Origin of the sequence: Enterococcus sp. AZ048 (assembly GCF_051715125.1) — a bacterium.
GTDB lineage: Bacteria > Bacillota > Bacilli > Lactobacillales > Enterococcaceae > Enterococcus_A > Enterococcus_A gilvus.
Window position 1 is genome coordinate 714,057 of sequence record NZ_JBIOTD010000001.1, and the last position, 14,785, is coordinate 728,841.

Consider the following 14,785-nt stretch of genomic DNA (forward strand, 5'->3'; position numbering starts at 1 on the left):
ATGCCAAAAGGTGATGGGAAATTAGTCGCACAAAATAAAAAAGCACGCCACGATTATACGATCATTGATACGATCGAGGCCGGGATCGTTCTACAAGGAACTGAAATAAAAGCCATTCGCAATAGTCGAATCAATTTAAAAGATGGCTTTGCGCGCATTCGAAATGGGGAAGCTTTCTTATACAATGTTCATATTAGTCCATATGAACAGGGGAATATTTTTAACCACGACCCTTTGCGAACTCGCAAGCTGCTCATGCATAAAAAACAAATCGCTCGTTTAGCTGGCGAACTTAAGACGACAGGTATCACACTAGTCCCCTTAAAAGTGTACTTGAAAGATGGCTACGCTAAGGTTCTGATTGGTGTTGCCAAGGGAAAACATCAATATGATAAACGAGAAAGTTTGAAGCGTAAAGACGTGGATCGTCAAATCAGTCGAACGTTGAAAAACTATTCGCGCTAGCAAAATATTCTTTTTCGCATATTTAGGGAGAATTTCTTTACTTCACAATGGATTTTGATACGATTAGGTACAATCTATACTAGCCTTTTTGTGGGCTAAATCAGCTATTGGAGAAGGAAAAAGAGAAATAAAATAACGTGAGAGAAATTAACCTCGACTTATTCGGAAATTTTTAGGAAAATTCTTTGAAATTTTCTTTCTCTGGTGGTAACATACGATAGTATTTTGAGGAGCAGCGCTAAGCAGGCACTAGCTGACGCGAGTCGCTGGGAAGAGAGGTGAACTGGATTGGATGAAAAATCTTGGTTTTTCCATATTGGTCCCATATGGTTTGATGGTACGGTAACGACAATGATCATTGTGACATGCGTAATTGTCTTTTTCCTTGTCTATGCATTTACACGCAACCTATCATTGAAACCCAAAGGAAAGCAAAACGCAATTGAGTGGGTCATTGATTTTACAACGAACATTGTTGGTGACAACATGCCTCGTAAAGAAGTCAGAAATTTTAGTTTGTTCTCATTTACGTTGTTCTTATTTATTTTTGTAGCAAACCAAATCGGACTCGTCACGAAGATCGTCACTGGAGACAATGTGACGTTTTGGAAGAGTCCAACTGCAAACCCCTTTGTAACGATGGGATTGGCATTACTCGTATTGGTCCTAGCAAATTATCTGGGTACAGAAAAACTCGGGTTTGGTGGTTACGTGAAAAATTCTTTCTTTACACCGACAGGATTATTTCCTATTAAGTTGATGGAAGAATTTACAAATGTTATCACGTTAGGGCTACGTCTTTACGGGAACGTTTTTGCCGGTGAAGTATTGCTTTCACTCATTGCAAGTATGGTCACAAGCGCCGGATGGTGGACATTGCCGTTCGCTATTCCACTTGAAATGATTTGGATCGCATTCTCACTATTTATTGGTAGTATCCAAGCATTTGTTTTCACCACTCTATCTATGGTTTATATCAGTCATAAAATCGAGGTAGAATAATAACACACACACACTTTTAGGAGGAAAATTATTATGAACTTTATCGGTGCAGGAATCGCAATCATGGGAGCCGCAATTGGGGCTGGTTATGGTAACGGACAAGTAATCTCAAAGGCAATTGAATCAATGGCGCGTCAACCAGAAATGTCAGGTCAAATTCGTTCTACAATGTTCATCGGTGTTGGTTTGATCGAAGCTGTGCCAATTCTGGGTGTCGTATTAGGTATGTTGATGGTTTTCCAAGGTTAATAATCGACGCTTTTTTGTTGAGTCTCATCTTAGAGGTGAGCGCAGATCCCGTTTGAGGATTCTGTAATGGAGAAGAACAGAAAGGAAGACCGAGTATGCTGAATCTAGTAATTGCTGAGGCTGTCAATGCAACGCTCGGTAATTTAATCGTCGTTACGCTATCATTCGTGATTCTAATGGCGCTATTGAAAAAATTTGCGTGGGGTGCCGTTCAAGACATTCTAAAAAAACGCGAAGATAAGATCGCCAATGATCTAGATTCTGCCGAAAACTCTCGGATCAAAGCAGCTGAGCTAGAAAAAGAACGTGAAACTCAGTTGGCAAGTTCCCGTAGTGATGCGGCAGATATTATTAAAAATGCGAAAGAGAGTGGCGAATTAAGCCGCCAAAACATCATCAAAGATACAAAAGAAGAAGTCACGCGATTGAAAGATCGCGCGCAATCGGAAATCAAAGACGAACGTGAAAATGCGTTGACTTCTGTTAAAGATGATGTGGCAACACTTTCTCTACAAATCGCAGAAAAAATCTTGAGTAAAGAGCTGTCACAAGAAGCTCATCAAGATTTGATCAACAACTATATGGACAAGTTGGGTAACACGAAACATGAAGCTTGATAAATACACTGTTGGTAAACGGTACGGTAAGGCTTTATTTGAACTGGCGATCGAAGATAAAGCTGTGGACGCTGTTTATCAAGAGCTACTGACTGTCCGAGCAATCTGTAAAGAAATTCCTGATCTAGGAAATATTTTAACGGATGTACGCTTAGAAGGCGCCGAGAAAAAAGCAATTATGGATGCTTTTACTGGCGGCTTTGATGGGATCGTCAAAAATTTTCTATTAGTTGTTTTTGAATACAATCGCAGCGACGATCTTCCATTCATGATTGATGAATTTGAACGTCGTTACGATGAATTAAATAAAATCGCACACGGAACAGTCACAACAGCTGTTCCGCTCTCTGAAGATAAGAAACAAGAGCTTGAAGCGAAAGTCGCTGATGTTTTTGGCTACCAGAAGGCCACGTTAACCCCGTTTGTTGATGAATCAATTCTCGGCGGTGTCATTGTTGAAGCCGATCATCAAGTGATCGACGGCAGCCTCGCCAGCCAATTAAATGGTCTACGAGCAGCACTTAGTAAAAAGTAGAGAAGAAGAGGTGAAATGAATGGCCATCAAAGCAGAAGAAATCAGTGCTTTAATCAAAGAACAGATTCAAAATTATGATAATAAGTTGTCTGTTGAGGAAATCGGAACAGTCACATATGTCGGGGACGGAATCGCTCGTGCCCATGGATTAGAAAACGCAATGAGCGGAGAACTACTAGAGTTTTCTAACGGCTCTTACGGAATGGCACAAAACTTAGAAAGCAACGATGTCGGTATTATCGTTCTAGGTGAATTTGAGTCCATTCGTGAAGGAGACAAAGTAAAACGTACCGGTAAAATCATGGAAGTCCCTGTTGGGGATAACATGATCGGACGCGTCGTTAACCCCTTAGGTCAACCAATTGATGGTATGGGACCTATTGAAACAAGTAAAACACGTCCAGTCGAAGCAATGGCTCCGGGCGTTATGCAACGTAAATCTGTGTCAGAACCTATGCAAACAGGTTTGAAGGCCATTGATGCATTAGTTCCAATCGGTCGCGGCCAACGGGAATTAGTTATCGGTGACCGTAAGACTGGTAAGACATCCATTGCTATTGATACGATCATTAATCAAAAGGGTCAAGATATGATTTGTATTTATGTGGCTATTGGACAAAAAGAATCCACGGTACGTTCACAAGTAGAAACATTGCGTAAATACGGTGCTATGGATTATACAATCGTCGTAACAGCGGGCGCCTCTCAACCTGCACCGCTATTATTTATTGCGCCTTACGCTGGAACAGCTATGGGTGAAGAGTTTATGTATAATGGCAAACACGTATTGGTAGTCTTTGATGATCTATCAAAACAAGCCGTTGCCTATCGTGAACTGTCATTACTATTACGTCGTCCGCCAGGTCGTGAAGCTTACCCAGGGGATGTCTTTTACTTGCACTCACGTCTACTAGAACGTGCAGCAAAACTTTCTGATGAATTAGGCGGCGGTTCATTGACTGCCTTGCCATTTGTTGAAACACAAGCTGGAGATATTTCGGCATATATTCCAACCAACGTCATCTCAATCACTGACGGACAAATTTTCTTAGAAAATGATTTGTTCTACGCAGGTATTCGTCCAGCCGTAGATGCTGGTTTATCTGTATCTCGTGTAGGTGGTTCCGCACAAATCAAAGCAATGAAAAAAGTTGCTGGGACTCTTCGTTTGGACCTTGCCAGCTATCGTGAATTAGAAGCCTTCACTCAATTCGGTTCTGATTTAGATGCAGCGACGCAAGCAAAACTAAATCGTGGACGTCGAACAGTTGAAGTATTGAAACAAAAACTTCATGATCCGCTTCCTGTTGAAAAACAAGTAGTGATCCTTTATGCCTTGACTCATGGCGTGCTTGATAGTATTCCAGTCAATAGTATTTTAGATTTTGAAGCACAATTATTTGAATATCTGGAAACAAATCACTCTGATCTATTTGCGACAATTCGTGATACGAAGGATCTGCCAGATACAGAGAAACTAGATGGAGCGATCCAAGAGTTCAAAGATATTTTTGACGCTTCTTCAGCTAACCAAGAAAAAGCATAATCGAGGTGAGAAAAAATCATGGCATCCTTAAATGAAATCAAAACACGGATTGCATCGACAAAGAAAACTAGTCAAATCACCAACGCTATGCAAATGGTATCAGCATCTAAATTGACGAAATCAGAAGCCTACTCAGCAAAATTTCAACTCTATGCTTCAAAAGTACGTGAAGTATTGACGCACTTAACAGCAAGTGAATTAACCGAGTTGGCCAATTCTGGTCGTGAATTAGGCGGAATCAACTACCACAGTATGTTGTTGAATCGTCCGGTTAAAAAAACGGGCTATATTGTGATTACTTCTGATGGTGGTTTGGTCGGAGGGTATAACAGCTCAATCTTGAAACAGACCATGACGATGCTTGAAGATGATCATGATTCTGCCGATGAATATGTTTTGTTAGCCATTGGTGGAACCGGGGCGGACTTTTTCAAAGCTCGTGGTGTTAAATTGGCCTATGAATTACGCAATTTATCGGATCAACCAAGCTTTGAAGAAGTGCGAAAGATCGTTTCCATGACGACCAGTATGTATGAGAACCAAGTCTTCGATGAATTGTACGTATGCTATAACCATCACGTCAATTCATTGTCTAGCCAGTTTCGGGTAGAAAAAATGCTGCCTATTTCTGACTTAGACCCAACTGAAGCACAGACGTATCGTGAAGAATATCTATTCGAACCTTCAAAAGAAGCAATTCTTGATCAATTACTTCCGCAATATGCTGAAAGTTTGATTTACGGAGCCATCGTTGATGCCAAAACAGCGGAGCATGCTGCTGGGATGACGGCAATGAAGACTGCGACAGATAACGCGGGTTCGATCATTGATGATTTAACGATTTCATACAATAGGGCTCGTCAAGCGGCGATCACCCAAGAGATTACTGAAATTGTCGGCGGGGCTTCCGCATTAGAATAATTTCGAGATTGGAGGAAAAAACATGAGTTCAGGCAAGATTGTTCAAGTTATTGGTCCCGTTGTCGACGTGGAATTTTCTTTAGATCAATCCTTACCAGACATCAACAATGCGTTGATCGTTTATAAAAATGATAAAACAAAAGTTGTTCTTGAAGCTGCTTTGGAACTTGGTGATGGTGTTATTCGCACAATCGCTATGGAAGCTACTGATGGTTTACAACGCGGAATGGAAGTTGTCGATACTGGCAAATCTATCTCTGTTCCCGTAGGTAAAGAGACTTTGGGACGTGTATTTAACGTTCTAGGGGAGACAATTGATAAAGAGGCACCTTTCCCAGAGGATGCAGAGAGAAGCGGTATCCATAAGAAAGCACCGACCTTCGAAGAACTTAGTACAAGTAATGAAATTTTAGAAACTGGGATCAAGGTTATCGACTTATTAGCCCCTTACTTAAAAGGTGGTAAAGTTGGATTATTCGGTGGTGCCGGTGTTGGTAAAACCGTCTTGATTCAAGAACTTATTCATAATATCGCTCAAGAACATGGTGGGATTTCTGTATTTACCGGTGTTGGCGAACGTACACGTGAAGGAAACGACCTTTATTATGAAATGAAGGACTCTGGCGTTATTGAGAAAACAGCCATGGTGTTCGGACAAATGAATGAGCCGCCAGGTGCACGTATGCGTGTTGCCTTGACTGGTTTGACATTGGCTGAATACTTCCGTGACGAAGAAGGACAAGATGTGTTGCTGTTTATCGACAACATCTTCCGTTTCACTCAAGCTGGATCAGAAGTTTCTGCCTTGCTAGGTCGTATGCCGTCAGCCGTTGGGTACCAACCCACATTGGCAACTGAAATGGGACAATTACAAGAACGCATCACGTCAACGAAAAAAGGCTCGATCACTTCGATCCAAGCCATTTATGTACCCGCCGATGACTACTCTGACCCTGCGCCAGCAACAGCTTTCGCCCATTTGGATGCAACAACCAACTTGGAACGTAAGCTAACGGAACAAGGGATCTACCCAGCCGTTGACCCATTGGCTTCCTCTTCAAGTGCTTTAGCACCTGAAATCGTAGGAGAAGAACATTATCGTGTGGCAACAGAAGTTCAACGTGTATTGCAGCGTTACCGAGAATTACAAGATATCATCGCAATCTTAGGGATGGATGAATTGTCTGACCAAGAAAAAGTAATCGTATCTCGTGCTCGTCGTATCCAATTCTTCTTGTCACAAAACTTTAACGTAGCTGAACAATTCACCGGTCAGCCAGGTTCGTATGTGCCTGTTGAAAAAACGATTGAAGGCTTTAAAGAAATCCTTGAAGGAAAATACGATGATCTTCCTGAAGATGCATTCCGTAGTGTAGGGACAATCGAAGACGTCATCGAAAAAGCGAAAACTTTAGGCTACTAGAAAGAGGTGCCCGATGGAACAAGAAAAAGACAAAGTTCTTCAAGTGAACGTTGTTACTCCAGATGGCAATGTCTATGATCATAATGCAACCATCGTCGTTGCTAAAACGGTCGCTGGTGAAATTGGTATTTTACCAAATCATGCACCGATCATTGCGCCTCTTGCGATTGATGAAGTTCGCATTCGTCGAACAGATTCAGATACACATGTAGACTGGATTGCAGTGAACGGCGGGATCATGGAAGTTCGGGACAATGTCCTCACAATCATTGCGGACACGGCTGAACGTGAACGCGACATCGACGTTTCCCGTGCTGAAAGAGCAAAACAACGTGCGGAAGCGCGGATTCAAGAAGCGCGTGAAAAGGAAGACACGGATCAATTAAGTCGTGCCGAAGTTGCTTTGCATCGTGCTATGAATCGAATCAAAGTGTCAAAACATCGTTAAAAATGGAGGCATCATAGGAAGCATTTTGATGCACTGACCTTTATAAGGTTGAATCGATACCATCGATTCAACCTTTTTCTATAAACATTTTATTTTTTTATCGAATTTTAGAATATTGAGAGATAGTGAAAACAATGACTTTTTGTTTTTTTATCGCAGAGAAGAAGATATTCTCTAAAGAATGCGCAATTTTTATAGGGAAATTTTTTTAAAAGACCTTTTTAAAATAAGGAAGATAGATTTTTTTTGAAGAACAAATATTAAGTTTTTTAAAAGTTTCTATACAGCTCTTTGAGTGAGCAAAGTGTTCTTCTTTATATAAATCTGTGATATAATCCAACTGTTGATTTTTTTTGAAAGGAAACGAATAATGCAAGTATTTGGAATTGATGCAATCGTTCGGATCGTGTCGCATTTTTCTTTTATTTATTTGGCTTTTTGGTCATTAAGATCTTTGCGCATAGAGAATCTGTTTAAATCATTTAAAGAAACTCAGGTTCGTCTTGCAATTCTGATGTTAGCCATTGCGCTGGGATTTGCTTGTAGTACGTTTTTTTTAGAAATCATTCTTTTATGCAAAAATATATTTTTGACATTTAGTTAAGGTACATATATGAGGCAATCGATTAGCTTTTTTGGAGGGAATACAATGGAAGAGATCATCGTTCGTGGTGGCAAACAATTAAATGGAACAGTACATATTGAAGGAGCAAAAAATGCGGTACTGCCAATTTTAGCTGCGACTTTATTAGCTGAGGAAGGAACATCCACATTAAGTAATGTTCCGATTTTATCTGATGTTTTTACCATGAATCAAGTGATTCGTTATTTGAATACGGACGTCGTTTTTAACGAAGATAAAAAAGAAATTACTGTAGATGCAACACGTCAATTAAATGTGGAAGCACCTTATGAATATGTAAGTAAAATGCGGGCATCGATCGTTGTGATGGGACCGTTATTGGCTCGAAATGGACATGCGAAAGTTGCGATGCCAGGTGGATGTGCGATTGGCAAACGCCCAATTGATTTGCATTTAAAAGGTTTCCAAGCGCTAGGTGCAAAAATCATCCAAAAAAATGGCTATATTGAAGCAATCGCTGATGAACTAGTTGGAGATACGATCTATTTAGACTTTCCAAGTGTAGGCGCAACTCAAAATATTATGATGGCGGCTGTAAAAGCAAAAGGAACGACTGTGATCGAAAACGTTGCTCGCGAACCTGAAATCGTTGATCTTGCCAACTTCTTGAATAAGATGGGTGCGAGCATCCACGGTGCTGGTACAGAAACAATGCGTATTGAAGGGGTAGATCATCTTCATGCGGTCTCTCACCCAATCGTACAGGATCGTATTGAAGCTGGAACATTCATGGTTGCTGCTGCGATGACCCAAGGCAATGTATTGGTCGATGGCGCAATTCCTGAACACAATCGCCCTTTGATCTCTAAATTGATCGAGATGGGTGTTAAGATTACTGAAGAAAACGACGGATTGCGTGTGATTGGTCCTAAAGTGCTTAAAGCAACGGATATCAAAACGATGCCTCACCCTGGCTTCCCAACAGATATGCAGGCTCAAATGACTGCGATCCAATTGGTTGCTGATGGTGTCAGCACCACGACGGAAACTGTTTTTGAAAATCGATTCCAACATTTAGAAGAAATGCAACGTATGAATGCTCAGGTCAAAATTGACAATAATGTAGCGTTGATTAAAGGTGGAACAGAGTTACAAGGTGCGGAAGTTTATGCGACAGATTTACGTGCAGCAGCAGCCCTTGTTTTAGCTGGTCTGCGTGCAAATGGCATTACCCGAGTACGTAACTTGAAATATTTGGATCGTGGATATTACCAATTCCATACAAAACTGCAACTATTAGGTGCAGATGTTGAACGGGTAGATAATGAAAGTAAGAAACCGACTAACGCAACAGCTGTCTTAGCTTAAGGAGTGGGTGTATGAGTTCAGGTGAACACATTTTACGTAGCTTGATTCGAATCGTCGCCATTTTACTTGCGGGGGTCCTATTATTTGTCGTAGGCAGTATGATCGGCTACGGAGCAATGGGCGGCGGCAACCCTTTTAAAGTATTGATGCCTGGCGTATGGCGGCATATTTTGGAATTTGTTCACTAACCGTGTGAACAATGACAAGTTAGAGTTGAACTAAGAGGGTTGCTCCGATACTGGGTGCAATCCTTTTTTGGTTCAACTTTTTTCAGTTTATCAGCGAAAGATTTACAATAACTATTCATGTATGGAACAGAAATGTTGAGGTGAACATATGAGTTTTATAGGTAAAGGATTGATCGGACTCGTCCATGGCTATCAACGGTTCATATCTCCGCTGAAGCAGCCTTCTTGTCGGTATTACCCTTCATGCTCTAGCTATATGATTAAGGCAATTCAAGTTCATGGGGCGCCTAAAGGAGTTTTGATGGGGACGGCTCGAATCTTGCGCTGCCATCCTTTTGCTAAAGCTGGGCTGGATTATGTACCTATTCGTTTCTCATTACGGAAAAACACGATCGATCGTGAAGAACCGGATTATTCAATGCAAAGAAAACAAGCGAGAGAATAAAAAGGATCGTAAAGAGAATGCCGCAAATTTAAGAGGATACCATTTTTAAAGGTGCGAAGCTTTACAAAATCTAAGCTTTAACAATGCTTTTTTCATAAATAGACTTAGAAGCTGATCATGAATGAGTGTTCTGAAGGGTGAATAAAAAGTGAAACTCAAAAATCGAGAGTAACAAGTGAAAAAATCCGATAAAAAAAGAGTTTATATTACTAATACTAGGTGTTATTTTATAGAAGTCTTTCTAACTGGTTTAAAGTTAGAAGGACTTTTTTTAGTTATCTAATAAGTGTGTTATAGTATTGTAAGCGCTATAAATTGTTTGCGAATTGCTGAATTATTAAAATATTCAGAAAATTTAATTGACAGTGAGAGTTTTTTCCTATATATTCTTTATTATCTTAACGAATTATCATTATTTTATTAGGGGGTAACAGGATGAAAAAAAGAACAGTAGCGGCATTGGCAGCAGGGTTGTTTTTATTTGGCGCATGCGGGTCGCCTAAAGCTAACGATAACAGCAGCAGTGAGGATGCGAAGACGATCAAAATTGGTGGGAACTTCGAATTATCAGGAGCAGTAGCTGCTTATGGTGAAGCAGAAAATGAGGGTGTCAAATTAGCAGTCGAAGAAATCAATAAAGACGGCGGCATTGATGGAAAGAAAATCGAATACGTTTCTAAAGACAATAAGTCAGATAATAACGAAGCAGCTTCAGTAGCGGCCAACTTGACCACAAAGGATGAAGTTGTAGCGATTGTTGGACCAGCAACATCAGGCGCGACAAAAGCAACATTGCCGAACTTAACAAAAGCAAAAGTACCTGCGATCACACCTTCAGGAACAGATGATGCCATTACTGTTCAAAAAGGAAAAGTACAAGAGTATATCTATCGTGCGTGTTTCCAAGATAGTTCTCAAGGGGTCATCTTAGCGAAATATGCAGAAGACAATTTGAAAGCTGATAAAGCAGTAATTTTGGGAGATAACTCAAGCGACTACGCGATTGGATTGACAAAAGCCTTTAAGGATACTTATAAAGGCAAAATCGTAGCCGAAGAGAATTTTGCAGCGAACGATAAAGATTTCCAAGCGATGCTGACGAAGATCAAAGACAAAGACTTTAACGTTATCTATGTTCCTGGCTACTACACAGAGGCTGGCTTGATCATCAAGCAAGCGCGTGAAATGGGTATCGAACAACCAATCATTGGTGCAGATGGTTTTGGTGATGAGAAGCTTGTTGAGACAGCAGGCGCTAGCAACGTTAAAAACGTCTATTACACAGGTCATTTCTCAACAAAAGCACCAGCAACAGATAAAGTTGAACCATTTGTAAAAGCTTTTGAAGAAAAATATGGCAGACAACCATCTTCATTCAACGCATTGGCTTATGATTCTGTTTACATGATCAAACAAGCAATCGAAGATGAAGGCAAAGCGACACCAGAAGCGATTCAAAAAGGATTAGCTGGATTGAAAGACTTTGAAGGTGTTACTGGTAAGATCTCCATGGATAAGGACCACAATCCTGTGAAACCATTAGTTGTACTTGGACTAACAGATGGAAAAGAATCTTCTGCTGAAACCGTAAATCAATAAGAAATCGGAAGCAGGCAAGGCAAGACAAGCAGGCTTGTCTTGCCTTTATTTTTTAGAAAAGTGATGTGATAAAGATGGAAGTATTTATACAGCAAATCGTCAATGGGCTTTTTCTGGGAAGTGTTTACGCACTGATGGCATTAGGTTATACGATGGTTTATGGAATTATTAAATTGATTAACTTCGCACATGGTGAAATCTACATGATTGGTTCATTTATCGGCTATTTTCTGATCAATCAATTCAATATGGGCTTTTTCCCAGCACTTGTTTTATCAATGGCGGGAAGTGCGATATTAGGGGTAGCGATTGAGTTTTTAGCCTATCGACCGTTAAGAAATTCTACACGGATCGCGGCTTTAATTACAGCAATTGGGGTATCGTACTTATTGCAAAATACGATGATTTACTTTTTCAGTTCAACAACACGACCATTCCCGCAAGTAATTAAATTGCAGGTCTACAATTTAGGCTTCTTACGGGTCTCAAATATTCAATTATTGATTTTAGGCTTGTCCCTATTTTTGATGATCACATTGAATCTGATCGTCCAAAGAACCAAGATGGGAAAAGCGATGCGTGCAGTAAGTGTGGATACGGATGCCGCCCAATTAATGGGAATTGATGTCAATCGAACAATTTCTTTTACCTTTGCTTTGGGTTCAGCACTTGCTGCGGCAGGCGGGATGATGATCGGGCTCTATTATAACTCGATTGATCCAATGATGGGATACATTCCCGGACTGAAATCCTTTATCGCGGCAGTGTTAGGCGGTATCGGGATCATTCCTGGTGCAGCTATAGGTGGCTTTGTGATTGGGTTGATTGAAACACTGACAACGGCATTAGGATTCTCTGATTTTAAAGATGCGGTGGTTTACGCGGTGTTGATTTTGATTTTATTAGTTCGTCCTGCCGGTATTTTAGGCAAACATGTGAAAGAGAAAGTGTAGGTGGATCAAATGAAAAAGAATTTAACATACAATTTGATTTGGCTAGCTTTGATCGTCTTGGGTTACGTGGCACTGTACGTGGCTTACTCTGCTGGTATGGTCAATTTATTCTTAGATAATATTCTCGTTCAAATTGGGATCAACGTTATTCTGGCAGTTGGCTTGAATTTGATTATTGGCTTTTCCGGGCAGTTCTCTTTAGGTCATGCCGGATTTATGGCAATTGGCGCCTATGGGGCAGCACTCGTTTCTATGAGTATGCCGACCTACGGAGGATTTTTCTTAGGAATGGCGGTGGGTGTCATTTTAGCTGGAATCGTCGCTGTAGCAGTTGGGATTCCAACTCTTCGATTAAGTGGCGACTATTTAGCGATCGCGACATTAGGTGTTGCTGAAATCATTCGGATACTATTGATCAATTTTAAAGATATCACGAATGGCCCTTCAGGGTTGTTTGGGATCGAGCCTTTTGTTGATTGGCAAATGGTTTATGGATTCATGGCAATCACTACGCTTCTTATTGTCAATTATATTCGCTCTGGTGCGGGTCGTGCGACAATGGCTATACGTGAAGATGAGATAGCTGCCGAAGCAATGGGTGTGAATACGACTAAATATAAGGTTATGGCATTCGCTTTTGGAGCGATGACAGCAAGTATCGCAGGCTCATTATATGCAGGCTATTTGCAATCTATCGCACCTAAAGATTTCGCCTTCACAAAATCAGTCGATATATTGATTTTAGTTGTATTAGGAGGGATCGGCAGTGTGACGGGTACTTTTATCGCAGCAATTCTTTTAGGGATTATCAATATGTATTTGCAAGACTTCGGAACTTTACGAATGATTATTTACGCGTTGGCTTTAATCATCTTGATGATCTTTAAGCCGGGCGGATTGTTAGGTACGAAAGAATTATCTGTGAAGAAAATCGTTGATAAGTTTAAAAAGGGAGATGACCAAAATGCCTCTGTTGGAAATTAAAGATTTAACGAAAAACTTTGGCGGGTTGGCGGCGGTCTCCAATGTCAATATCGCATTAGAAGAAAATCAATTAGTCGGTTTGATAGGTCCCAATGGTGCTGGAAAAACGACACTATTCAATTTGATCACCGGCGTCTATGAACCCAGCGAAGGGGATGTTCTATTAGAAGCAGAGGGGAAGACCCATCGTTTGAATGGACAAAAGCCCTATGCGATCGCTGATTTAGGATTGAGTCGAACCTTTCAAAATATTCGCTTATTTAAAGATTTAACGGTTCTCGACAACGTATTGATTGCGATGAATAGTAAAAATAAAGAAAGTTTTGTCTCAAGTGTACTTCGTTTGCCAGCCTTTTATGACAAGGAAGAACGACTAAAAGAAGAAGCACTGAAATTATTAGCCATTTTTGATTTGCAAGATAAAGCTGAAAATCTAGCCCGTAACTTGCCTTACGGGGAACAACGTCGATTAGAGATCGTGCGAGCATTGGCGACAAAACCAAAAATCTTGTTTTTAGATGAGCCGGCAGCCGGAATGAATCCTCAAGAAACAGCAGCATTGACGTTGCTTATCCGAAAAATTCAAAAGGAATTCGAAATTACTATTTTATTGATCGAGCATGACATGAGTTTAGTTATGGATGTGTGTGAACGAATTTATGTATTAGAATATGGACGCATTTTAGCTGAGGGTGACCCTGATGAAATCAAAAACAACCCAGAAGTCATTAAAGCGTATCTTGGAGGTGAGCTATAATGCTGAAAATTGAAAATCTTTCTGTTCATTATGGCATGATTCAGGCGGTACGCGATGTCAGCTTTGAAGTGAATCAAGGAGAAATCGTGTCATTGATTGGAGCCAACGGTGCCGGCAAAACGACGATTTTACGCACGATCTCAGGATTGAATCAGCCTTCTAAAGGAACGATCACTTTCGAAGGGACACCGATTCAAAAGAAAGCTCCAAGAAGGATCGTTGCGCAAGGGATCTCTCAAGTTCCTGAAGGGCGCCACGTATTTCCAGGATTAACCGTTTTAGAGAACTTAGAGATGGGCGCGTACTTACGAAAAGACGGCGACCTTCAAAAAGATTACGACCACGTCTACGAAAAGTTTCCGATTTTAAAGGAACGTTTGAGTCAAGATGCCTCAACCCTGTCAGGTGGAGAGCAGCAGATGCTGGCGATGGGAAGAGCGCTGATGTCTAAACCACGATTGCTATTGCTAGATGAGCCTTCAATGGGCTTAGCACCGATCTTCATCCAAGAAATTTTTAATATCATTCAAGAAATTCAAAAGCAAGGAACTACGGTTTTGTTAATTGAACAAAATGCCAAAATGGCTCTTTCAATTGCTGATCGCGGCTATGTGTTAGAAACTGGGAAAGTCGTACTGTCTGGAACAGGTCAAGAATTGCTAGAAAGTGAAGAAGTGAAGAAAGCTTATCTAGGGGGATAAA

Annotated in this window: 18 protein-coding genes; all 18 read left to right on the forward strand. The window is 40.7% G+C overall.

From position 1 onward, the window contains the following. The gene (smpB, locus tag IGI66_RS03570; protein WP_010781594.1) at positions 1-465 is read left to right on the forward strand and encodes an SsrA-binding protein SmpB; all 465 of its coding nucleotides are present in this window, start codon (positions 1-3) and stop codon (positions 463-465) included. A gap of 288 nt (positions 466-753) precedes the next feature. Then, positions 754-1,467, forward strand: coding sequence for a F0F1 ATP synthase subunit A (atpB, locus tag IGI66_RS03575; protein WP_010781593.1), 714 nt, complete (start codon positions 754-756; stop codon positions 1,465-1,467). Between the two features lie 33 nt (positions 1,468-1,500). Then, positions 1,501-1,716, forward strand: coding sequence for an ATP synthase F0 subunit C (gene atpE, locus IGI66_RS03580; RefSeq protein WP_010746753.1), 216 nt, complete (start codon positions 1,501-1,503; stop codon positions 1,714-1,716). Between the two features lie 95 nt (positions 1,717-1,811). Then, entirely contained in the window at positions 1,812-2,333 is a 522-nt protein-coding gene (atpF, locus tag IGI66_RS03585) for a F0F1 ATP synthase subunit B (protein ID WP_114523979.1), read from the forward strand. After that, the gene (gene atpH, locus IGI66_RS03590; protein ID WP_010781590.1) at positions 2,323-2,868 is read left to right on the forward strand and encodes an ATP synthase F1 subunit delta; all 546 of its coding nucleotides are present in this window, start codon (positions 2,323-2,325) and stop codon (positions 2,866-2,868) included. The genes atpF and atpH overlap by 11 nt, the downstream gene beginning before the upstream one ends. A gap of 19 nt (positions 2,869-2,887) precedes the next feature. After that, positions 2,888-4,414 carry a F0F1 ATP synthase subunit alpha gene (atpA, locus tag IGI66_RS03595; protein ID WP_010781589.1) on the forward strand — a complete coding sequence of 509 codons (1,527 nt, stop codon included), beginning with the start codon at positions 2,888-2,890 and terminating at the stop codon, positions 4,412-4,414. Positions 4,415-4,429: 15 nt separating this feature from the next. Further along, entirely contained in the window at positions 4,430-5,335 is a 906-nt protein-coding gene (locus IGI66_RS03600) for a F0F1 ATP synthase subunit gamma (protein ID WP_044926041.1), read from the forward strand. A gap of 22 nt (positions 5,336-5,357) precedes the next feature. Continuing rightward, complete coding sequence (gene atpD, locus IGI66_RS03605) at positions 5,358-6,758, forward strand: F0F1 ATP synthase subunit beta (protein ID WP_438847625.1); 1,401 nt, start codon at positions 5,358-5,360, stop codon at positions 6,756-6,758. Between the two features lie 13 nt (positions 6,759-6,771). After that, complete coding sequence (locus tag IGI66_RS03610) at positions 6,772-7,206, forward strand: F0F1 ATP synthase subunit epsilon (protein WP_010781586.1); 435 nt, start codon at positions 6,772-6,774, stop codon at positions 7,204-7,206. Positions 7,207-7,576: 370 nt separating this feature from the next. Then, a complete protein-coding gene (locus tag IGI66_RS03615; RefSeq protein ID WP_086305503.1) occupies positions 7,577-7,810 on the forward strand; it encodes a DUF1146 family protein in 234 nt (77 codons plus the stop codon). A 45-nt stretch (positions 7,811-7,855) separates the two neighbouring features. After that, positions 7,856-9,157 carry a UDP-N-acetylglucosamine 1-carboxyvinyltransferase gene (gene murA, locus IGI66_RS03620; protein WP_010781584.1) on the forward strand — a complete coding sequence of 434 codons (1,302 nt, stop codon included), beginning with the start codon at positions 7,856-7,858 and terminating at the stop codon, positions 9,155-9,157. Positions 9,158-9,168: 11 nt separating this feature from the next. Beyond that, positions 9,169-9,345 carry a DNA-directed RNA polymerase subunit beta gene (locus tag IGI66_RS03625; protein ID WP_010781583.1) on the forward strand — a complete coding sequence of 59 codons (177 nt, stop codon included), beginning with the start codon at positions 9,169-9,171 and terminating at the stop codon, positions 9,343-9,345. Positions 9,346-9,493: 148 nt separating this feature from the next. Further along, the gene (gene yidD, locus IGI66_RS03630) at positions 9,494-9,790 is read left to right on the forward strand and encodes a membrane protein insertion efficiency factor YidD (protein ID WP_431377931.1); all 297 of its coding nucleotides are present in this window, start codon (positions 9,494-9,496) and stop codon (positions 9,788-9,790) included. Between the two features lie 435 nt (positions 9,791-10,225). Further along, entirely contained in the window at positions 10,226-11,389 is a 1,164-nt protein-coding gene (locus tag IGI66_RS03635) for an ABC transporter substrate-binding protein (RefSeq protein WP_010781581.1), read from the forward strand. A 74-nt stretch (positions 11,390-11,463) separates the two neighbouring features. Continuing rightward, entirely contained in the window at positions 11,464-12,342 is an 879-nt protein-coding gene (locus IGI66_RS03640; RefSeq protein WP_086305505.1) for a branched-chain amino acid ABC transporter permease, read from the forward strand. A 9-nt stretch (positions 12,343-12,351) separates the two neighbouring features. After that, entirely contained in the window at positions 12,352-13,326 is a 975-nt protein-coding gene (locus tag IGI66_RS03645; protein WP_086305765.1) for a branched-chain amino acid ABC transporter permease, read from the forward strand. After that, positions 13,307-14,083, forward strand: coding sequence for an ABC transporter ATP-binding protein (locus IGI66_RS03650; RefSeq protein WP_010781578.1), 777 nt, complete (start codon positions 13,307-13,309; stop codon positions 14,081-14,083). Before IGI66_RS03645 ends, IGI66_RS03650 begins: the two co-directional genes overlap by 20 nt. Next, positions 14,083-14,784: an ABC transporter ATP-binding protein gene (locus tag IGI66_RS03655; protein ID WP_010781577.1), complete on the forward strand. Its 702-nt coding sequence runs from the start codon at positions 14,083-14,085 to the stop codon at positions 14,782-14,784. Before IGI66_RS03650 ends, IGI66_RS03655 begins: the two co-directional genes overlap by 1 nt. Position 14,785 lies beyond the last annotated feature (1 nt).